20 protein-coding genes and 1 pseudogene are annotated in these 19,860 nt (G+C 69.2%); 20 read left to right on the top strand and 1 reads right to left on the bottom strand.

Going from position 1 to position 19,860, the window contains the following annotated elements:
• Positions 1 to 353: 353 nt before the first annotated feature.
• The 5 genes from VGW35_01915 (at position 354) to VGW35_01895 (ending at position 6,004) form a co-directional block, all read left to right on the top strand.
• Positions 354 to 1,766 carry an ABC transporter substrate-binding protein gene (locus VGW35_01915; protein HEV8306397.1) on the top strand — a complete coding sequence of 471 codons (1,413 nt, stop codon included), beginning with the start codon at positions 354 to 356 and terminating at the stop codon, positions 1,764 to 1,766.
• 145 nt (positions 1,767 to 1,911) lie between these two features.
• On the top strand, positions 1,912 to 2,793 hold the full coding sequence (locus VGW35_01910; GenBank protein ID HEV8306396.1) for a sugar ABC transporter permease: 882 nt from the start codon (positions 1,912 to 1,914) through the stop codon (positions 2,791 to 2,793).
• Positions 2,790 to 3,653 carry a carbohydrate ABC transporter permease gene (locus VGW35_01905; GenBank protein ID HEV8306395.1) on the top strand — a complete coding sequence of 288 codons (864 nt, stop codon included), beginning with the start codon at positions 2,790 to 2,792 and terminating at the stop codon, positions 3,651 to 3,653. Before VGW35_01910 ends, VGW35_01905 begins: the two co-directional genes overlap by 4 nt.
• Positions 3,654 to 3,971: 318 nt before the next feature.
• Positions 3,972 to 5,234 carry a [Fe-S]-binding protein gene (locus VGW35_01900; protein ID HEV8306394.1) on the top strand — a complete coding sequence of 421 codons (1,263 nt, stop codon included), beginning with the start codon at positions 3,972 to 3,974 and terminating at the stop codon, positions 5,232 to 5,234.
• 38 nt (positions 5,235 to 5,272) lie between these two features.
• Positions 5,273 to 6,004, top strand: coding sequence for a response regulator transcription factor (locus VGW35_01895; protein HEV8306393.1), 732 nt, complete (start codon positions 5,273 to 5,275; stop codon positions 6,002 to 6,004).
• Positions 6,005 to 6,043: 39 nt separating this feature from the next.
• Here VGW35_01895 and VGW35_01890 read toward each other — a convergent pair whose 3' ends face one another.
• Complete coding sequence (locus VGW35_01890) at positions 6,044 to 6,553, bottom strand: arsinothricin resistance N-acetyltransferase ArsN1 family A (protein HEV8306392.1); 510 nt, start codon at positions 6,551 to 6,553, stop codon at positions 6,044 to 6,046.
• A 62-nt stretch (positions 6,554 to 6,615) separates the two neighbouring features.
• On the opposite strand from VGW35_01890, the gene VGW35_01885 reads away from it, so the two are divergent.
• The 15 genes and pseudogenes from VGW35_01885 (at position 6,616) to VGW35_01815 (ending at position 19,839) form a co-directional block, all read left to right on the top strand.
• Positions 6,616 to 7,368, top strand: coding sequence for a DUF72 domain-containing protein (locus tag VGW35_01885; GenBank protein HEV8306391.1), 753 nt, complete (start codon positions 6,616 to 6,618; stop codon positions 7,366 to 7,368).
• 180 nt (positions 7,369 to 7,548) lie between these two features.
• Positions 7,549 to 7,788, top strand: coding sequence for a type II toxin-antitoxin system HicB family antitoxin (locus tag VGW35_01880; GenBank protein ID HEV8306390.1), 240 nt, complete (start codon positions 7,549 to 7,551; stop codon positions 7,786 to 7,788).
• Positions 7,788 to 8,007, top strand: a pseudogene (locus VGW35_01875) (type II toxin-antitoxin system HicA family toxin). The gene VGW35_01880 and the pseudogene VGW35_01875 overlap by 1 nt, the downstream one beginning before the upstream one ends.
• A gap of 38 nt (positions 8,008 to 8,045) precedes the next feature.
• Positions 8,046 to 8,261 carry a winged helix-turn-helix domain-containing protein gene (locus VGW35_01870; GenBank protein HEV8306389.1) on the top strand — a complete coding sequence of 72 codons (216 nt, stop codon included), beginning with the start codon at positions 8,046 to 8,048 and terminating at the stop codon, positions 8,259 to 8,261.
• Positions 8,262 to 8,283: 22 nt separating this feature from the next.
• Positions 8,284 to 8,619, top strand: coding sequence for a YnfA family protein (locus VGW35_01865; GenBank protein ID HEV8306388.1), 336 nt, complete (start codon positions 8,284 to 8,286; stop codon positions 8,617 to 8,619).
• 29 nt (positions 8,620 to 8,648) lie between these two features.
• Positions 8,649 to 9,671 (top strand): extracellular solute-binding protein, encoded by a 1,023-nt coding sequence (locus VGW35_01860; GenBank protein HEV8306387.1) that lies wholly within the window; start codon positions 8,649 to 8,651, stop codon positions 9,669 to 9,671.
• On the top strand, positions 9,668 to 11,356 hold the full coding sequence (locus tag VGW35_01855) for an iron ABC transporter permease (protein HEV8306386.1): 1,689 nt from the start codon (positions 9,668 to 9,670) through the stop codon (positions 11,354 to 11,356). The genes VGW35_01860 and VGW35_01855 overlap by 4 nt, the downstream gene beginning before the upstream one ends.
• 19 nt (positions 11,357 to 11,375) lie before the next feature.
• The gene (locus VGW35_01850; GenBank protein HEV8306385.1) at positions 11,376 to 12,470 is read left to right on the top strand and encodes an ABC transporter ATP-binding protein; all 1,095 of its coding nucleotides are present in this window, start codon (positions 11,376 to 11,378) and stop codon (positions 12,468 to 12,470) included.
• A gap of 82 nt (positions 12,471 to 12,552) precedes the next feature.
• Positions 12,553 to 13,338 carry a putative hydro-lyase gene (locus VGW35_01845; protein ID HEV8306384.1) on the top strand — a complete coding sequence of 262 codons (786 nt, stop codon included), beginning with the start codon at positions 12,553 to 12,555 and terminating at the stop codon, positions 13,336 to 13,338.
• Between the two features lie 156 nt (positions 13,339 to 13,494).
• Positions 13,495 to 14,241 carry a 5-oxoprolinase subunit PxpB gene (gene pxpB / locus VGW35_01840; protein HEV8306383.1) on the top strand — a complete coding sequence of 249 codons (747 nt, stop codon included), beginning with the start codon at positions 13,495 to 13,497 and terminating at the stop codon, positions 14,239 to 14,241.
• Entirely contained in the window at positions 14,238 to 15,179 is a 942-nt protein-coding gene (locus VGW35_01835; GenBank protein ID HEV8306382.1) for a biotin-dependent carboxyltransferase family protein, read from the top strand. The genes pxpB and VGW35_01835 overlap by 4 nt, the downstream gene beginning before the upstream one ends.
• A gap of 71 nt (positions 15,180 to 15,250) precedes the next feature.
• Positions 15,251 to 16,024 (top strand): 5-oxoprolinase subunit PxpA, encoded by a 774-nt coding sequence (locus tag VGW35_01830; GenBank protein HEV8306381.1) that lies wholly within the window; start codon positions 15,251 to 15,253, stop codon positions 16,022 to 16,024.
• Between the two features lie 142 nt (positions 16,025 to 16,166).
• Positions 16,167 to 17,201 carry an LLM class flavin-dependent oxidoreductase gene (locus VGW35_01825; GenBank protein ID HEV8306380.1) on the top strand — a complete coding sequence of 345 codons (1,035 nt, stop codon included), beginning with the start codon at positions 16,167 to 16,169 and terminating at the stop codon, positions 17,199 to 17,201.
• Between the two features lie 83 nt (positions 17,202 to 17,284).
• The gene (locus VGW35_01820) at positions 17,285 to 18,553 is read left to right on the top strand and encodes an ABC transporter substrate-binding protein (protein ID HEV8306379.1); all 1,269 of its coding nucleotides are present in this window, start codon (positions 17,285 to 17,287) and stop codon (positions 18,551 to 18,553) included.
• 26 nt (positions 18,554 to 18,579) lie between these two features.
• Positions 18,580 to 19,839: an ABC transporter substrate-binding protein gene (locus VGW35_01815; GenBank protein HEV8306378.1), complete on the top strand. Its 1,260-nt coding sequence runs from the start codon at positions 18,580 to 18,582 to the stop codon at positions 19,837 to 19,839.
• Positions 19,840 to 19,860 lie beyond the last annotated feature (21 nt).

Raw genomic sequence — 19,860 nt, 5'->3', positions numbered from 1 at the left:
AGAGCTTGGCCGCGGGCGGCAGCGTGTCCGGACGGCTCCGGAAGAGCGAGCAGCCGCCGAGGAGAGGGAGAACGGCGAGGGCGAAGACGCCCAGCCAGGTACCGGGGTGACACGAGCGACTATGGCTGACCACGGGCCTCCAGGTCCGGTGAGTGCGTTATCTTAGGGGCACCCCGAACGCCAAGTCAAGGCGAAAGTGCCCATTTTGCCCGGCCGATGTCCGGCCGGCGGGCGACCCGCGGCCCCGCCCCCTATTGCGGCCCCCTGGGCTTTGGGGTATAGAAGAGTCAGTCTTCGGATTTCCGCTTCCCAGAAGGCCGGAGCCCACCCACAACCCTCACAGGAGGCCGACGATGGGGCAGACCCGCCGGGACTTTCTCAAGACGACCTCGGCTGCCGGGGCCGGCGCTCTGTCCGGGGCGCTGGGGTTCCCCATGGTCTCGCGCGCCCAGGGTCGCAAGCTGGTGGTCTGGTGGAACCGCGGCTACTACAAGGAAGAAGACGAGGCGATGATCAAGATCGCCCAGGACTTCCAGAAGGCCAAGAACGTCGAGGTGGACATCTCGTTCACCATCCAGGAGGACCTCCTCAAGAAGATCATCGCGGCCATCCAGGCGCGGCGGGTGCCCGACGTCGCCTTCTGCTTCTACAACGACTGGGAGGTCATGCCCAACTACGCCTGGCAGGACAAACTGGCCGAGACCACCGACGTCATCACCGAGCTCAAGCCCCGCTACAACGAGAAATTCGTCCAGGTCGCCTACTGCTACAACAACGTGGCCAAGAAGCGCGCGTACTACGGGGTGCCCATCGAAGCCCAGATCATGCACATCCACTACTGGCGCGACCTCCTCAAGGAGGTCGGGATGGCCGACGACCCGGACAAGATCCCGCTCAAGTGGGACGAGTACTGGGACTACTGGAAGAAGGCCCAGGACGCCCTCCGGAAGAAGGACCCGGCCAAGTACGGCAAGCTCTACGGAATCGGCATGACCGAATCCACGCGCGGCTCCGACACGATTTACAACTTCGAGATGGCGCTCCTGTCCTTCGGCGGCCAGCTTCTCGATCAGGACGGCAAGGTGATCGCCGACCAGCCCAAGAACCGCGAGGCCATCGTCAAGACGCTCCACTGGTTCGCCGACCTCTACAACTCGGGGTACGTCCCGCCGGACGCCATCAACTGGTCGGACGGGGACAACAACGCGAACTTCCACTCGAAGTCGATCGTCATGACCCCGAACCCCTCGCTGTCGATCCCCGCTCACCACTTCTTCAACGCCCCCGACAACTACTTCTTCAAGATGGCGACCGTGGAGTGGCCGGACAACCCGGGCGGGGGCAAGGCGTCGTACATGGTGGCCGTCAAGACCATCCTCGTCCCCAAGGACGCCAAGGCCCCCGACCTCGGCAAGGAGTTCATCCGGTTCGTCCTGGAGCCGAATCGCTTCGCCCAGTACATCAAGGGGGCCAACGGGCGCTGGTTCCCGGCGTTCAACGACGTGGCCAAGGACCCCTTCTTCGCGAAGGGGCAGGTGGGCAAGGGCGGTCCGGTCGACTACCACATCCCCCTGGCCACCAAGCTCTACCTGGAGCGGAACGTCAAGGTCTTCGACCACTGGAAGAGCCCCGCGAACTCCCAGGTCTACGCCGAGAACATCTGGGGCAAGGCCATGGCCCGGACGAACGTGGACAAGTGGGCGGCCGACAAGGCCGCCGACGAGGCCATCGGCCGGATGAAGACGATCTTCACGCAGTGGCGTTAGACCATTCGGAGGGGGGCAGCGCCCCCCCCCGAGACCTCCCCCCGGGAGGGTTGCGCGGGCGAAGCCCGCGCTCGGAGCGGTCCGGACTGGTGGGCGCGGAGAGTCGGCGCGCGGAGAGCGCGTTACCCGCGCGGCTCAGGTAGAAATGGCGAATGCAGTAGCGCGCCCCCGGGGGATCAACGGGCTCGTCGCGCGATCGGCCGCGGTATTCGCGCCGCGAGCCCGGAACCTCCAGGGCCTCCTCTTCTGTCTGCCGCTGATCTTCCTCTTCATCGCCTTCGTCGTCTACCCGCTCTATTTCGAGGTCACCCAGGCCCTCGACCGGTACACCTACGAGGTCCTGTTCGCCGACCCCATCTACGTCCAGACCATCGTCAACACGCTGACCTACGTCGGCGTGGCCGTCAACGTGAAGCTCATCCTGGCCTTGCTCCTGTCGGGCATTCTCCAGTCCGACAGCCGGAGCGTGCGCTTTCTGTCGGCGATCTTCCTCCTCCCCTGGGCGATTCCGGTCCTGCCCGGCATCCTCTCCATCCGCTGGATGCTCTCGTCCCAGTGGGGAATCATGAACCTCATCATGGAGGACATCGGCGTCGGGACCGTCCACTGGCTCGCCTCGCGCTGGATGGCCATCGGGGCGCTCATCACCTTCCACATCTGGAAGTACCTGCCCTTCTGGACCGTGATCTTCCTGGCGGCCCGCCGGGGGATCCCCCGGGAGCTCTACGAAGCGGCCGCCATCGATGGCGCCGGGCCGTTCCAGAACTTCCGCTTCATCACGTTCCCGATGCTCAAGGGCATCTACCTGATCTGCTCCCTCCTCTCCATGGTCTTCACGCTGGGGGACTTCACCAACGTGTGGCTCCTGACGGGCGGGGCGCCCGGAGACTCCACCCACGTGCTGGCGACCCTGGCCTACCGCTATACGTTTCTCATGGGCAAGATCGACTGGGGGGTGGGGGTCTTCGCGACCGCTCTCCCGGTGACGCTGCTGTTCATCTTCATCCTCATCAAGAAGATCAAGTGACCCGGCCGGCCGGCGGGCGCGTCCGCCAGATCGTGGTCAGGCTCGCCAGGGCCGTGGTGCTGGCGCTGGTCGCGGTGTGGACTCTCTTCCCCATCTACTACATGCTCGTGCTGTCGTTCACTCCCACTGCCGAGCTGTTCCGGCCGGAATACTGGGTGCGGAACCCGACCCTGGAGTCGTACCGGTTCGTCGTGTTCCAGCAGAGCGTCTTCGTCAAATACTTCTGGCGGTGGATGGGGAACAGTGTCCTGGTGGCGGGCGTGACCATGGGGGCCGTCCTCGTGATCAGCGCCCTCGGCAGCTTCGCCCTCGGGCGGCTCCACTTCGGGCTCAGCCGCGTCATCTCCGGCATGACCCTCTTCACCTACATCATCCCGGCCTCCTTCCTCTCCATCCCGTTCTTCAAGATCATGGCCGACTACGATCTGCTGGACACGTATTGGGCGCTCATCGCGGCCATGACCACCTTCGCCTCCCCGTATGCCCTGTGGGTGCTCTGGGACTACGCCAAGACGATTCCCCCGGAAATCGACGAGTCGGCCGCCATCGACGGGGCGGGGCTGCTGACCATCTTCTACCGGATCTACCTGCCGCTGGTGCTTCCGCCGCTGATCGCCATCGGGACGTACGCCTTCTTCTTCGCCTGGAACGAGTACCTCTACGCCGTGCTCTTCCTCCAGAGCGAGCACATGTTCACGCTGCCCATCTCCATGGGCACCTTCCTGACGGGCGATGACGCTCCCTGGAACCTCCTGATGGCGCTCTCGACCATCTATGCGATCCCGCCGGTCGTCTTCTACTACGTCTTCCGGCGTTATCTGACCCACGGCCTGGTCTCGGGCGCGGTCCAGGGGATGTAGCGCGGGCCACCCGCTTTCCCTCGACGCGGCCGGACGACGGCCGGCCCACCCGCTCGGCTGTCCGGAACGGGAACGACCGGCAGGCTCCCAACAGCGGCCCTCCCACGCGGCTCAGCCACGACAGGGCCCGAACCGCCCGCCGGGCGCGCGAACCGGCACCCCGCCGCCTTACGGTGAAACCTGGAATGTAGTTTGCTCCACCCCTAGGGGGAATGTGGCGTGCGAGGCCGGCGTGCAAAATTTGCCGTAGGAAGGCACAACATGCGCTTTGACACCCCCCAGGGGGCCGGCTAGACTCGGGGCGAGGAGGGTCACCCCATGAGCATCCCTCGCGCCACCAGCTTCCCGCGCATGGTTCGCCTGAAGCAGCAGTTCCCCGGCCCCTTGCTGCACGACGTGGCCGCCGCGGTCCGCGACACGCTCGGCGCCCTTCCGCTGCCGATCAAGCCCGGGCAGACCGTCGCGCTGGCGGTCGGCAGCCGCGGCATCGTCAACATCGACGTCGTCACCCGGGCGTGCGTCGATCACCTGAAGCGCCTCGGCGCCCACCCCTTCGTCTTCCCGGCCATGGGGAGTCACGGGGGCGGCACCACCGAGGGCCAGCTCTCGGTCCTGGAACACTATGGGATCACGGACGCGACCATGGGATGCCCGATCCGGGCGACGATGGACGTCGTGCAGGTCGGTGAAACCCTCGGGCTGCCGGTATGGCTCGACCGCGAAGCCTCCCAGGCCGACTGGATCGGCGTCATCAACCGCGTGAAGCCGCACACCGACTTCAAGGGCGAGATCGAGTCCGGCCTGTTCAAGATGATGACCATCGGACTCGGCAAGCACCGGGGGGCCATTCAGGCCCACCGGGCCAACATCCGTCACCGGTACGAGACCGTCGTGACCAGCGTCGGGCGCGAAATGCTCCGCCGGGCCCGGATCGCCTTCGGGCTGGGCATCGTCGAGAACGGGTACGACGAGACCGCGAAGGTCCAGGCCTTCCTCCCGGCCGACATCGAAGCCGGCGAGCGCGCGCTGCTCCGGGAAGCGAAGGCATGGATGGCGCGGCTGCCGTTCGACCCGATTGACCTCCTCATCGTGGACGAGATGGGGAAGGACGTCTCGGGCGCGGGTATGGACTCCAACATCATCGGCCGTCACGGCACCTTCTTCGAGCCGCCGTTTCCGAGCCCCAAGATCACCTTCATCGTCGTGTGTGACCTCACGGCTCACACCTACGGGAACGCCACCGGGATCGGGAATGCGGACTTCACCACCCGGCGGCTCGCCGACAAAGTCGAGTGGAACGCGACGTACATCAACTGCCTCACGGCGTGCTCACCGGCCGGCGCCAAGCTCCCGCCCGTGCTCGACACGGACCGGGATGCGGTCGCAGTGGCGCTGTCGTGCCTCGGCCTCGAGCGGATCGAGGACGCGCGTGTGGTTCGGATCAAGAATACTTTGCGCCTCGCCGAGGTCGAGGTGTCGGAGGCCTTCGCTCCCGAGGTCGCCAAACGCGAAGACCTCCGTCAGGTCAGCGAGCCGGCCCCGCTCGCCTTCGATGCGACCGGGGCGCTGTTGCCCTTCTGAGGGTGGCGGCGGGGCGGGCTCGGCGATAGCGAGAACATATGACCAGGACGAACGCCGAGCGAACCCTGTCTGACCGGGAGGCCATTGCCGAGCGGACGGGAACCCTCCCGCCCGGATTCTCCCTGGCCGGGCCCGCCCAGCACGCCGTGGCGGCCACCTTCACCCGCCTCGAGCGTCACCGCGACGCGGTGACGCGCCAGTGGCGGACGCGCTACCGGGATCTCGTCGGCCGCGAGTGGACGCCGCGGGAGGTGGACCTGGCTCCGCGGCTGCTCGAGCGCGTCCACCGGGCGCTCGCCCGGCGGGACTTTCGCGGCTACACGAGCGCCATCGAGGAAGTCGCCCTCGAGTTCGCGCGGGACCGCCTCGGACCCGAGCGGCTGCTGGCCTTCCTGGAGGCCCACCAGGAGAGCGTGACCCACGTCCTCTTGAGCACGCTGCGGGTCAGTCCGGCGGTGTCGCAAACGCTCCTGGCCCTGCTCCGGATCCAGCACTACACGCTGTGGCGGGTGCTCGCGGCGTACGAGCCCGCCGGCGAACGGCGGGGGTCGCGCGGGTTCCGCGACCGGGGCAGCCGCGTCACGCCACGCGAGCTGGAGATCATCCGGCACATCGCCGAGGGCATGACGTCCAAGGAGATCGCCGACAAGCTCGGCACCAGCCTCAAGACGATCGAGACCCACCGCCAGAACATCTTCCGCAAGCTCGAGCTCGGGAACGCCGCCCAGTTGGTGCGCTACGCCATCCGGGAGGGCCTCGTCCGCCCCTAGACCACCTCGGGGGGGTCTTCCGAGACCCCCCCGAAGAACCTAGTGGGCGCTGGGGCCGTCGAGGATCTTCTCCATGATGATGGTGTCGACCCAGCGGCCATCCAGGAGTCCCTGCTCGCGGTAGATTCCCACCGTCCGGAAGCCGGCCCGCCGATACACCGTCGTTCCCGCCTCGTTCCAGGGGAATGCCGACAGGACGAGCTTGTGATAGCCGAGCGTCCGCGCGCGCGCGATCAGCGCCTCGAGGAGGCGACGGCCGATCCCACGCCCCCGGCAGGTCCGGTCGACGTAGAGGGAGAAGTCGGCGACGTGGTCGTAGGCGCGTCGGGGGTTGAACACGTTGAGACTCCCCCAACCCACGACCCGGGCTCCATCGGCGGTCGGCACTTCGACCACGAGCACCGGGTGACGCGGCCCGCGGGCCTCGAGCCAGGCCCGACGCTCGTCTTCGGTGCGCTCCTCGGTCTCTAGCGTGGCGACACGGTCCTGGATGCCCTCGTTGTAGATGCGGCAGATGGCGGCCGCATCGGCCACGGTGGCGTCCCGGATCGTCGTGGCCGTCTCCTCCCGTCGGGCGCGCGAAAAGAAAGTCCGCCGTCGGAGCGCTTCCCATGATAGCAAAGACCTGCGAGGGACCCGTGGCGGATCTGCGCGTCGGCACCTCGGGCTATGCCTATCCAGCCTGGAAGGGCACGTTCTACCCGGCCCGGCTACCGGCGCGGGAGATGCTCGCCTACTATGCGGCCCGGTTCCCCACGGTCGAGATCAACCACACGTTCTACCGCATGCCGTCCGAGCGGACCCTTCGCGAGTGGGCCGGTCAGGTGCCGGCCGGGTTCCAGTTCGCGGTGAAGCTCAACCAGAAGATCACCCACGTCCAGAGGCTCCGGGACTCGGAGGAGCTCCTGGAGCGGTTCCTGAGCGCGGTGTCGGTGCTGGCCCAGTCGCGGCAGCTCGGGCCGATCCTGACCCAGCTGCCGCCCTCCTTCCGCGCCGATCTCGCGGCGCTGGACGAGTTTCTCCGCCTGGTCCCGCCGCTGTTTCGCATGGCCGTCGAGGTCCGCCACCGCTCCTGGCAGACCGAGGAGGCCTATGCCGTGCTCCGCCAGCACCGGGTCGCGCTCTGCCTGGCCGAGACCGACGAGGAGCCGGTCTCCACCGAGGGCCCCGCTCCCGACGGGGCGACGGCCGACTTCGTCTATGTCCGCCTCCGTCGCGAGGCGTACGCCTCCGCCGATCTGGCCGCCTGGCGCCGGCGGTGCGACGCCTGGACCGCCGCGGGGCTGGACGTCTACGCCTACTTCAAGCACGAGGACGCGGGCCGCGGGCCAGCCTACGCCCGGGAGCTCGCCGGAGCGGGCTGAACCCCGCCGGTTCGGCTTTCCCGCGCGGGCCTGGCACGCTACAATGCGAGCTACCTGTGCAGCCCCGCGTACCTGCCACTTCGGGGCCAACGCCGACCAGTCGAAGCCCGGCATCTCGTCGAGATGATCCAGCGGCGGTTCCCGGACGCCGGCGACTTACGGGCCCCAGGAGGTGTTGAGGTGATCCGAGGATATGTCGAACAGGCGCTTCGGATCGCGCGTTATGACAAGCTCGAGGACGGCGCGTTCTACGGCGAAGTCCCGCGCCTGCGAGGGGTGTTGGCGACGGCCGATACGCTGGAGAAATGTCGGAATCAGCTCGCCGAGGTGGTCGAGGAATGGGTGCTCGTTCGAGTCGCTCGCGGGCTTTCCGTTCCCCCGCTCGGAAGAGTCCGAGTCAGGATCAAGCAAGCCGGCTGATGCCGCGGTGGGGACCGGTCTCCCGTCGAGAGCTGATCCGAGGTCTACGCACTCTGGGATTCGACGGGCCGTTGTCGGGGGGGTCGCCATCAGTTCATGGTCCGAGGCGACGTGGTCGTGGCCATTCCGAACCCTCACGGAAAAGCCATTGGCGTCGGGCTTTTGTTGCGTGTTCTGCGACAGGCAGGAGTCAGCCGTTCGGAGTGGGAAAGGGCGTGATATAACCCGACACGGGTCCCGTGCAGGGAGGGGCTCTCATGGCCATCCCCGATTTTCAGACCGTCATGCTGCCCGTTCTCGAGGCCCTGTCGGATGGGCGCGTCCACAGCTCGTCAGATCTCTATGAAGACGCGGCGGGACGCTTGAAGCTGACCATCGAGGACCGGAAAGAGCTTCTGCCTAGCGGCCGGCAATCGAGATTCGAAAACCGTGTGGCGTGGGCCAGAAAGTATCTCAGGGCTGCTGGGAAGTGACCGGCTTGGGATGCTGACACGCATGACGCCCGCACTCGCCGCCACGTCGGTCGGGCTGTTCATGCTGGCCGCCCTCTGCGAGATCGGCGGCGGCTACCTGGTATGGCTCTGGCTCCGCGAGAGCCGGAGCCCGCTGCTCGGGCTCGTCGGCGGACTGGTCCTGGTACTGTACGGGGTCGTGCCCACCTTCCAGCCCGCGCACTTCGGGCGGGTCTACGCCGCCTACGGGGGCGCCTTTGTCCTACTCGCCCTGGGGTGGGGCGCGCTCGTGGACGGCCGCCCTCCCGATCGGTTCGACCTCGTCGGGGCGGCGTTCTGCCTCGCCGGAGTCGGCGTCATCATGTACTGGCCGCGCTGACAGGTGAACCTTACAGAGGAGGCGTGCATATGAGTAGGGCAGAGAAGCGGTGGGCGCGAGGAATCCTGGTCGGGGTGGCCCTGATCGCCGCGGCAGGCCCGGCGGCGGCTCAGAATCCCGGGGAGCTGGCCCGGAAGGAGGGCAAGGTCGTCTGGTACTCGTCCCTCGGCTTGTCGGTGGCCCAGAAGGTCTGCGAGGCCTTCACCAAGAAGGGCCTCGGCGTCACCTGTGAGCTCAACCGCGACGGCTCCGAGCGCATCTTCCAGAAGGTGATGCAGGAGGCGTCGGCCAACCTGTGGATCGCCGACGTCGTCCACACCTCGGACATCTCCCACTTCCTGGACTTCAAGACGAAAGGGATGCTGGCCAAGCACGCGCCGGCCGGGTCCGAGCGCTTCCGCCCGGACTTCAAGGACAAGGATGGCTTCTACACCGTGCTCCGCGGCACCCCCTACGTCATCGGGATCAACACCCAGAAGGTGGCGAAGGCCGAGGCCCCCCGGCGCTGGAAGGATCTCCTCGACCCTCGCTGGAAGGGGAAGCTCGTCCAGGCTCATCCCGGATACAGCGGCGTCGTGCTCACCGGGATCACCGGCCTCCTCGGCGCCTTCGGCTGGGACTATTTCGCGGCGCTGGCCAAGAACGATCCCCTGGTCGTCCAGTCGGCCGAGGACCCGCCGATGAAGCTGGCCGGCGCGGAGGCGTGGGTGGGCGCGACCGGCGAATACAACCTCTACCGGGCCGCCAAGCAGGGGAACCCGGTCGGGATCGTCTTCCCCGAGGAGGGTGTCCCGTTCGTCTCGTCGGCGAACGCGATCCTGGCCAAGGCCCCGCACCCGAACGCGGCTCGCATCTTCACCGACTGGCTGTTCGACAGGGAGGCGCAGCAGATCCTGGTGAATGACGGTCTCTACGTCCCCAACGAGGACGTCACCTACGCCAAGGACAAGCGGCCACTGCGGGAGCTCAAGCTGCTCCCGGCCACGCCGGAGGAGATCATGAAGCGCAACGAGGAGATCAAGACGAAGTTCCGCGAGCTGTTCGGGGTGTGAGCGCGCGACCGTCGGAGCGGCGGCCGGCCGGCGACCTGATCGCGCTGGTCTGGCTCACGAACGCCGCGATCCTCCTGGTGCTGGTGGTGGCGCCGCTCGCCGTCCTGGTGGCGGCGAGCCTCCGCACGTCCGAAGGGCTCGGCCTCGCGAACTTTCTCACCGCCTTCGGCCGGCCGCTCTACCGCGGCCCCATCGTCAACTCCTTCGTCTACGCCAGTGCCGTCGCCGTGCTCAGCGTGCTGATCGGCGCGCCGATGGCGTGGCTGGTGGGGCGAACCGACCTGCCGGGGAAAGGGCTGATCCGCACCCTCACCGTCGCCGCCTTCGTCACCCCGTCGTTCCTGGGGGCCACCGCCTGGGTCATCCTGGCCGGGCCCAACGCCGGCCTCCTCAACGTCCTCTATCGCTGGGTGACCGGGGCCGAGGCGCCGCTGGTCAACATCTTCTCCTTGTCGGGCCTCGTCTTCGTCACGAGCCTCTACACGTTTCCGGTCGTGTTCATCCTGACCGGCGCCGCCCTGACCGCGACGCCCGCCGATCTGGAGGACGCCGCCCGGATCGCCGGCGCCGGCACCTGGTCGGTGATGCGGGACGTGACGTTGCCGCTGGCGTGGCCCGCGATCGCGGGAGGGTTCATCCTGGCCTTCCTCGAGACGATCGTGCTCTTCGGCGCCCCGGCGATGCTGGCGCTCCCGGCGCGCTTCCACGTCATGACGACCCAGATCTGGGCGTTTTTCCACTATCCGCCCAAGGTGGAGGTGGCGGCCGCCTATGCGATGCCCCTCCTCCTGGTGGCGGCCGGCCTCCTGTGGGTCCAGCGCCGGCTCGTCGGACGCCGCGGCTTCACCACGGTGGGAGGCCGGGCGGCCGCGCCCCGGCCGGTAGGTCTCGGCCGCTGGCGATGGGTCGCGTTCGGCGGCTGCGCGGCTGTCCTCGCCTGCTCGATCGTGCTGCCCTACGTCGCGCTTCTGCGGGCCGCGCTGGCGAAGGCCTGGGGGCTCGGATGGAGCTGGGAGAACCTGACGCTGCGCAATTTCCGCTTCGTCGTCTTCGAGTACGACCCCACCCGCTCGGCGATCCTCAACACCCTGATGCTGGGCGTGGTGACCGCGACCCTGGCCGCCCTCCTGATGGCCGGGATCGCCTACGTCGCGCACCGCCGGCTGCTCCGCGGGGCCCGGTTCCTCGCCTTCCTGGCCACCGCCCCGCTGGCGGTGCCGGGGATCGTGCTGTCCATCGGCCTCTTCACCGCCTACTCCCGGCCGCCGCTCCTCCTCTACGGGACGATCTGGATCATCTTCGTCGCGTACCTGACCAAGTACCTGCCCGTGGCCTACACCGCGTGCCACGCGGCGATGGCGACGGTGCATCCCGACCTCGAGGATGCCGCCCGGATCCTGGGCGCGAACCGGCTGGTGGCCATGAAGGACGTGACCGTGCCTCTGCTCGGCGTCGGCCTCTTGTCGGCCTGGCTCCTCGTCTTCCTGCCCAGCCTCCGCGAGCTTTCCTCCTCGATCCTCCTGTTCACGGCCCGCTCGCGGGTGGTCTCGGTCGTGATCTACACGCTCTACGAGGAGGGGCTGTGGGAGGCGGTCTCGAGCCTCGGCATCCTGCTCCTCGGCATCACGCTGGTGCTGGTGGCTATCGCGCAGCGGTTCCTGGGCCGACGTTTCCTCCAGATCTAGCGCCCGGGAGGCAGCCAGGTTGGCGTCGGTCGTCCTCCGGGGACTCACCAAGCGGTTCGGCGCCGATGTGGCCGCCGTCCGCGATCTCGACCTCGAGGTGCAGCACGGCGAGGTGGTCTCGCTTCTCGGGCCCTCGGGATGCGGGAAGACCACCACCCTCCGCCTGCTGGCCGGGTTCCTCGAGCCCGATGCCGGGGAGATCTGGGTCGGCGACCGGCGGCTGTCCGGCCCCGGGCACGCGGTGCCGCCGGAGCGCCGCGGCATGAGCATGATCTTCCAGTCCTACGCGGTGTGGCCCCACCGGACGGTGGCGGAGAACGTCGCCTATGGCCTCAAGTTCCGCGACGTCCCTCGCGCCGAGATCCCCAAGCGGGTCCAGGACGCGCTGGCCCTCGTCCGGCTGGAGGCCCTCGCCGCGCGCTACCCGGGTGAGCTGTCGGGCGGCCAGCAGCAGCGCGTGGCGCTGGCCCGGGCGCTCGTGGTGGAGCCGCAGATCCTCCTGCTCGACGAGCCGCTGAGTAACCTCGACGCGAACCTCCGGGAGGAGATGCGATTCGAGATCCGCCGCCTCCACGAAGATCTGAGCATCACCACGCTCTACGTCACCCACGACCAGGCGGAGGCCATGGTGACCTCCGACCGGATCGCCGTGATGCGGGAGGGCCGGATCGAGCAGGTCGGCACGGCACGGGAGATCTACGAGCGTCCGGCGACGGCCTTCGTGGCCGGCTTCGTCGGCCGCACCAACCTGCTCCACGGCGTGCTGGAGCGCGACGGCCTCCTGCGGCTGGCCGGGGATCTCCGCCTGCGGGTCAGCGAGGTCCGCGGGCGAACGCCGGGGGCCGAGGTCGCCGTCTCGGTGCGCCCCCACCGGATCGTCGTCGCCGCCGACGACGTGGGGGCCCGGAGTCTCCGCGATCGGGGCTGGAACGTCTTGCGGGGCACGGTGGCGCGCGCGGTGTACTTCGGCGATGCGCTCGACGTGCAGGTCGCGCTGCACGATGGCGGGCCGGTCCTGCGCCTCGCGACGGCCCCCGACACCGGCCTCGCGGTGGGCCAGCCGGTACTGCTCGGAATTCCCGCCGAGGCCTGCGTCCTCCTGCCCCCCGAGTGAGCGAACGGCACGCGTGCCAGTTGCCGGGCCGCGCGGGCGTGGTCTATAGTGAGCGGGAATCCCCGCACCAGGAGGCCATCCCATGGAGCTCGGCCAGACTCCGAAGGAGATCCGCCAGGCCATCCGCCAGGGCCGCTACACGGGCGGGACGGCCGGGCTCGCGCCCGGCCACGTCCAGGCGAACCTCGTCATCCTCCCCCAGGCTCAGGCCTACGATTTCCTCGTTTTCTGCCAGCGGAATCCGCGGCCGTGCCCCCTCGTCGAGGTGACGGACCCCGGCAACCCCGAGCCGGCCGGCGTGGCCCGCGGAGCGGATCTCCGGACGGACGTGCCGCGTTATCGGATCTACCGCGAGGGCCGGCTGGCAGCGGAAGTCACCGACATCACGGATGAGTGGCGGGAGGATTTCGTCGCCTTCCTGCTCGGCTGCTCGTTCACATTCGAGACCGCGCTCCTGCAGGCCGGCGTCCCGGTTCGCCACATCGAGGAGCAGCGGATCGTGCCGATGTGGCGGACCACCGTCGCCTGCCGTCCAGCCGGGATCTTCCGCGGACCCATGGTGGTCTCGATGCGCCCGATCCCGCCAGCGCTGATCCCGCGGGCGGTCACGGTCACCGCCCGCTATCCGATGGCGCACGGCGCCCCGGTTCACATCGGCAACCCGGCCCACATCGGGATCGCGGATGTCCGCACGCCGGATTGGGGTGATCCGCCGACCATGCTCCCCGGGGAGGAGCCGGTGTTCTGGGCCTGCGGCGTGACCCCCCAGGCCGTCGCGCTCGAGGCCCGGCCTCCGCTCGTCATCACGCATGCGCCGGGGCACATGTTCATCACGGACCTGCCGGACCACGCGCTGGCCGTTCTCTAGTCTAGGAGGCTGTCGGATTAATCAGGCGCTTCGCGATCCCCTAACCGCCCACGGTTGGTGCTCCGCTCCGAGCGCGGGCTTCGCCCGCGCACCCTTCTCCTCGGGTTTGGGAGGGGGCCCCAACGGGCGAAGCCCGCGCATCAATGGCCCCCTCCCATGATCTACGCCGAACCGCGCGTCCTTCCGGCGGGCGACCTCGCGGTGTCCGTGGAGCTGGCCGACGAGATCTCCCGCGAGGCGAACGCCCGGGTGCGCACGCTGGAACGACTGCTCGCCGAGGCGCGCCTGCCCGGGATCGTCGAGACGGTGCCGACGTTCCGATCGCTGCTCGTCTCCTACGATCCGCTCGTGCTCGGCTGGGAGGACCTTCTCGGCCACCTCCAGGCCCTCGTCCCGCGTCTGGCCGCGGCAGCGCCGCCGCCCGGGCGGCGGGTCGAGCTGCCGTGCGCCTACGGAGGCGAGCACGGCCCCGACCTCGAGGAAGTGGCGCGGCGACTCGGTCTCGCTCCGGATGAGGTCGTGCGGCTCCACGCCGGCGCCGAGTACTTCGTCTATTTCGTCGGCTTCACGCCGGGGCTCCCCTACATGACCGGCATGCCCGAGCGGCTCACGATCCCGCGCCTGGACCGGCCGCGGACGAAGACGCCGCCCGGGAGCGTGGGGATCGGCGGCAGCCAGTGCTCGATCTACTCGGTAGAGAGCCCGGGAGGCTTCTGGGTCCTCGGGCGCACGCCGCTCGCCCTCTACGCCCCGGCCAGTGCCGAGCCGATTCTGCTCCGGGCGGGCGATCGCGTCCGCTTCCGCCCCATCGATGCCGATGAGTTTCGCGCCATCGCCGACGCGGTCGCGGCCGGCACCTATCGCCCGCGCATCGAGCCCGAGCGCGCCGAGGCCACCGCGTGAGCGACCTCGTCGTCGTCGAGCCGGGCCTCCTGACGACCGTGCAGGACCTCGGACGCCCGGGTTACCAGCGAGTCGGGATCCCGCCGTCGGGCCCCCTCGATCGGGCGGCCTTCGTCCTCGCCAATCGCCTGGTCGGGAACCCGGAGGGCGCGGCGGGCCTCGAGCTGACCCTCCGCGGACCACGCCTCGAGGTGCGCCGCGCGTGCGGCATCGCCGTCACCGGCGGCGACATGGGCTTCGCCGTCAACGGGGAGGCCGCCCCCACCTGGACCGCCGTGCGCCTGCGTCCGGGCGACATCGTGTCCTTCCGGATGGTCACGGCCGGCTGCCGCGCCTATCTCGCGGTGGCGGGGGGCCTCGACCTGCCGCCGGCTCTCGGCTCACGCGCGACCTACCTGCGAGGCCGCCTCGGGGGCGTCGACGGACGCGCGCTCCAGAAGGGGGATGGCCTCCCGGTCGGCCGGCCTCCGATCGACCCCGACCGGCTGGACGGCCGGACGGTGCCGCCGGCCCGCCGCCCCGCGTACCCGAGTGAGGTCGAGTGCCGCGTCATCCTGGGCCCCCAGGACGATCGCTTCACCCCCGAGGGGCTCACCGCCCTCCTCGCGGGGCCCTACGAGGTCACGCCTCAGGCGGACCGGATGGGGTATCGCCTCCGGGGGCCGCTCATCGCGCACGCGCGCGGACACGACATCATCTCGGACGGCATCCCGCTCGGCGGCATCCAGGTACCGGGAGACGGCCAGCCCATCGTCCTCCTGGTCGACCGGCAGACGACGGGAGGCTACACGAAGATCGCCACCGTCATCAGCGTGGACATCGGGCGGCTCGGGCAGGCCCGGCCGGGCCACCGCGTGCGGTTTCGCGGGGTGACCCTGGCCGAGGCCCACGCGGCGCTTCGCGAGGCGGCGGCGTGGCTCGCCGAGGCCGTGGTGTGACCGGATGCGATCCCCGAGCTGAGGAGAGCGCGGAACGCCGGTAACCGCTCGCGGGACAGGAGGACGAGACGATGGCAACGGTGATCGACCTCAACTGCGACATGGGCGAGTCCTACGGACGGTGGACCCTCGGGGCCGACGAGGCCATCATGCCGTACATCTCGTCGGCGAACATCGCCTGCGGCTTCCACGGGGGCGATCCGCACGTGATGCGCAAGAGCGTGGCCCTCGCGCTTCAGCACGGGGTGGCCATCGGGGCGCACCCGTCGCTGCCGGATCTGATGGGCTTCGGACGCCGCGTGATGGACGTCACCCCGGCCGAGCTGAAGGACTACTTCTGCTACCAGATGGGCGCGCTCCGCGAGTTCTGCCGGGCGGCCGGCCACGACCTCCAGCACGTCAAGCCGCACGGCATCCTCTATAGCATGGCCGAGAGCCAGGAGGCGATCGCCCAGGCCATCGGCGAGGCGGCCCGCGAGTCCGGCGAGCGGCTCATCCTGATGACCCTCGCCTCCGGCAAGTACGACGCCCACTGCCGCAAGATGGGCGTCCGCGTCGCCTCCGAGGGCTTCGCCGACCGCGGCTACGAGGTCGATGGCACGCTCGTGTCCCGGAAGAAGCCGGGTGCACTCATCACCGACCCGGCGCGAGCGGCGGCCCAGGCCGTCCGGATGGCCGCCGAAGGGAAGGTCCGCACGCACGACGGGGTGGACATCGACATCAGCATCCAGACGATCTGCTGCCACGGCGACACGCCGGGGGCCGAGCGCATCGTCCGCGCGGTGCGCGACGGGCTCGAGCAGGCCGGGATCCAGGTGAGGCCGCTCCGCGACTGGCTACCCTAGGGCGCCGTGCCGATACCCGTCGCATCCCGTCGTCCTCGGCCCTCCGGCCTGCGTCCCAGGGCTGCTCGGTTCTCGGCCCGGCGCAAGACCTTGAGAGGGCGTGACCGCCGGCGCTCCCCGCTCGAGATGAGCTGACCGCCCGGTGCGCTTCGGCGTCTCCTTCGGGGCCTTGTACGCTCCGGCGGCCGACCTGGCCCGTCTCGGTGCCGAGGCCGAGGCGGGGGGATTCGAGACCCTCTGGGTCCCGGATTCGCCCATGCTGTACCGCGACCCCTATGCGACCCTCGCCCTCCTGGCCCGCGACACCCGCTCCGTCCGGCTCGGCACCCTCGCCACCAACCCGCTGACCCGGCACCCCGCGGTCACCGCCAACGCGATCCTCACCCTCCACGAGCTCTCGGGCGGCCGCGCCATCCTGGGGATCGCCACCGGCGATTCGGCCGTTCGCCGCATCGGGGCCCGACCCGTCCGCCTGGCGGATCTCGAGCGGGCGATCAGCGAGCTGCGCCCCTTGCTGCGAGGCGAGACGGTGACGTATGACGGACGCCCATTCGGGATCCGCTTCGCTCGGCCGTCACGGCCGGCCGGGTGGCCGCCGATCTACGTGGTCGCTACGGGCCTCCGGGCCGCCGAGCTGGCCGGGCGCGTGGCGGATGGCGTGGTGCTCAACGTCGGCTCCCATCCCGCCGTCCTGCAGGCGGTGCGCGAGCGGGTCGAGGCCGGCGCTCGAGCCGCCGGCCGGAGCCTCGCGGAGCTGAGCGTGGTGGCGTTCTTCTTCTGCGTGATCGCCGGCGACCCGGCGGTGGCCCACGAGCGCCTCAAGCCGAGCGTCTCCTGGTTCGGCCTGCGGTTTCCCGGCCTCTGCGCGATGGCCGGGCTCCCGCTCGACGTTCCTCTGCGCGGCGCGCTCGCCCGATTCGAGACGGACTACGCGCGGTATGACCTGGTCCATTCCGATCGATGGGCTCAGGCCGTGCGCGATGCGGCCTTCCTTCCGTCGCCGTACGTTCACGCCTTCGCGCTGGGGGGCGGCGCCCCGGAGATCGCCGCGCGGCTCCGGACGATCCGCGAGCTCGGGTTCGAGGACGTCACCATTCGGCCGCCGTCGCCCGAGGACTGGCGGCCGACCGTCCGCGCGTTCATGGCCGAGGTGATCCCGGCGCTCAGCGCGCGGTGACGCTTGACACGCTTCGCCGAGCCCCCGTATGATGCCCCCGCCGCCGATTTCCCTGAATTCGCCGCAGCTTCCGAGGAGGAGCCATGCTGAAGCGGGTGACACTCGCGCTCGTCGTCGCCGCCCTCGCGCTCACGGCCCGGCCGGCCTCCGCCCAGCCGAAGGAGGTCGTGATCGGCCTCATGTATCCGCTCAGCGGGCCGACGGCGACCGCCGGGATCGACGAGAAGCACGTCTACGAGGTGTTCGCCGACATGGTAAACGGCAAGGAGCCCATGCTCCCCGGCGCCTTCTACCAGAAGCTCCGGGGTCTCCCCGGCGTGGGCGGCGGCGCCCGACTCCGCCTCGTCTTCGTGGATCATCAGGGCAAGCCGGACCTGGGCCAGGCCGAGGCCGAGCGGCTCATCACTCAGGAGAAGGTCCACGCGCTGATCGGGTCGTGGCAGTCCAGCGTGACCATGACCACCAGCCAGGTGGCCGAGCGCTTCGCCGTCCCTCACCTGACCGCGGAGTCGGCGTCGCCGGGTCTGACCCGGCGCGGGTTCAAATGGTTCTTTCGCACCTCGCCTCACGACGAGCACTTCAGCCAGGCGATGTTCGACTTCATGGCCGACTTCCAGAAGAAGAAGGGGATCAAGCTGGAGACGCTCGCCATCTCGCACGAGGACACCTTGTTCGGGACCGATTCGGGCAAGGTGCAGCGGGGGCTCGCCCAGAAGTACGGCTACAAGCTCGTCGCCGACTTCCCGTACCGGGCCAACAGCACCTCGCTGACCGCCGAGGTCCAGAAGCTCAAGGCCGCCAATCCGGACGTCTGGCTGCCGACCTCGTACCAGTCGGACGCCGTCCTGTTCGTGCGGACGGCCAAGGAGCTCGACTGGAACCCGAAGATGATCATCGCCCAGAACGCGGGCCACATCGATCCCAAGTTCATCGAGCAGACGGGGAAGGACTCGGAGGGCTACATGTCCCGTTCCCCCTTTCCCTCGGATCTGATCGACAAGAACCCGGTGGCCAAGGCCCTCAACGGACCCTACCGGGCGCGCTCGGGGAAGGATCTCTATGACCTGCCCGCCCGCGCCTTCACCGGGATGGTGACGCTCGTCGACGCCCTCAACCGAGCCGGCTCCACGGAGCCGGAGGCGATCCGGAGGGCGCTGACCGCGACCGACATCAAGCCCGCCGACCTCCTGATGCCGTGGAGCGGCGTCCGGTTCGACGAGACCGGCCAGAACGTGGGGGTGCGGGCGATCATCATGCAGCTCCAGGGCGGCAAGTACTACACCGTGTGGCCGTTCGAGATGGCCACCCGGGATGTGATCTATCCGATCCCGAAGTGGTCCGAGCGCCGGTGAGCGCTCGGCCGGAGGAGGTGTCGGTCATGGCGCGACTCGGACGGCTCCTGGCCGCGCTCGGGCTCGTCGTGGGCGCCGGGGCCCCGGCCCTCGCGCAGAACGAGGTCGTCATCGGCGTGCTCTATCCGATGTCGGGCCCGGTGGCCCAGGTCGGACTCGATTCCGTCGCCGCCGTCAAGACGGCGGTCGACCTCATCAACAGCGGCGCCCCGCTCCCGCTGCCGCTCGCCAAAGGCGGAGGACTCCCGAATCTGGGCGGCGCCAAGATCCGTCTGGTCATCGCCGACCACCAGGGGAAGCCGGCGACGGGCCAGGCCGACGCCGAGCGCATGATCACCCAGGACAAGGTCCATGCCCTCTTCGGGGCCTACTTCTCCAGCGTGACGGCGACGGCCAGCCAGGTGGCCGAGCGCATGGGCGTGCCCTTCCTCAACGCCGAGTCCTCGTCGCCGGGGCTCACCGCGCGCGGCTTCAAGTGGTTCTTCCGGACGAGCCCCCACGACGGGCACTTCAGCCAGGTCATGTTCGACTTCCTGCAGGAGCTGGAGAAGAAGCGCGGGATCAAGCTCCGCACGGTCGCCATCCTCCACGAGGACACGCTCTTCGGCACCGATTCGGCGAAGGTCCAGGAGGAGCTCGCCAAGAAGTACGGCTACGAGGTCGCGGCCCGGATCGCCTATCGGGCCCAGACCACCTCGCTGGACGCCGAGGTCAGCAAGCTGAAGGCGGCGAACGCCGAGGTGCTGCTGCCGTCCTCTTACACGTCGGACGCCGTGCTGTTCATCAAGACGGCCCGGAACCTCGACTACAACCCGAGGCTGCTCGTCGCCCAGAACGCCGGCTGGACCGATCCGACCTTCCTGAAGCTCGCGGGCAAGGATGCCGAGGGCCACATCACCCGGGCGCCGTTCGCGCTCGACCTCGCCAAGGCCAAGCCCCTGGTGACGCCCGTCAACGAGCTGTTCCGGAGACACTCGGGGGGGCGGGACCTGTCCGATGTCCCGGCCCGGGCCTTCACCGGTTTCATGGTCCTGGCCGACGCCATCAACCGGGCGGGCTCGACCAGGCCCGAGGCGATCGGGAAGGCCCTTCGCGAGACCAACCTTCCGCCGGATCAGCTCATCATGCCGTGGACCGGCGTCCGGTTCGACGACTCCGGCCAGAATACCGGGGTCAAGGCGATCCTCCAGCAGGTCGTGGGCGGCGAATACCACACGATCTACCCCTTGGATGTGGCGACCCGCCAGGTCCTGTACCCCATTCCGAAATGGTCCGAGCGCAAGTGACGCGCCGGCCGGCTGATCGAT

The organism is Candidatus Methylomirabilota bacterium, assembly GCA_036005065.1.
Classification (GTDB): Bacteria; Methylomirabilota; Methylomirabilia; order Rokubacteriales; family DASRDR01; genus DASYQW01.
This window is presented reverse-complemented; position numbering and strand designations above follow the sequence as displayed.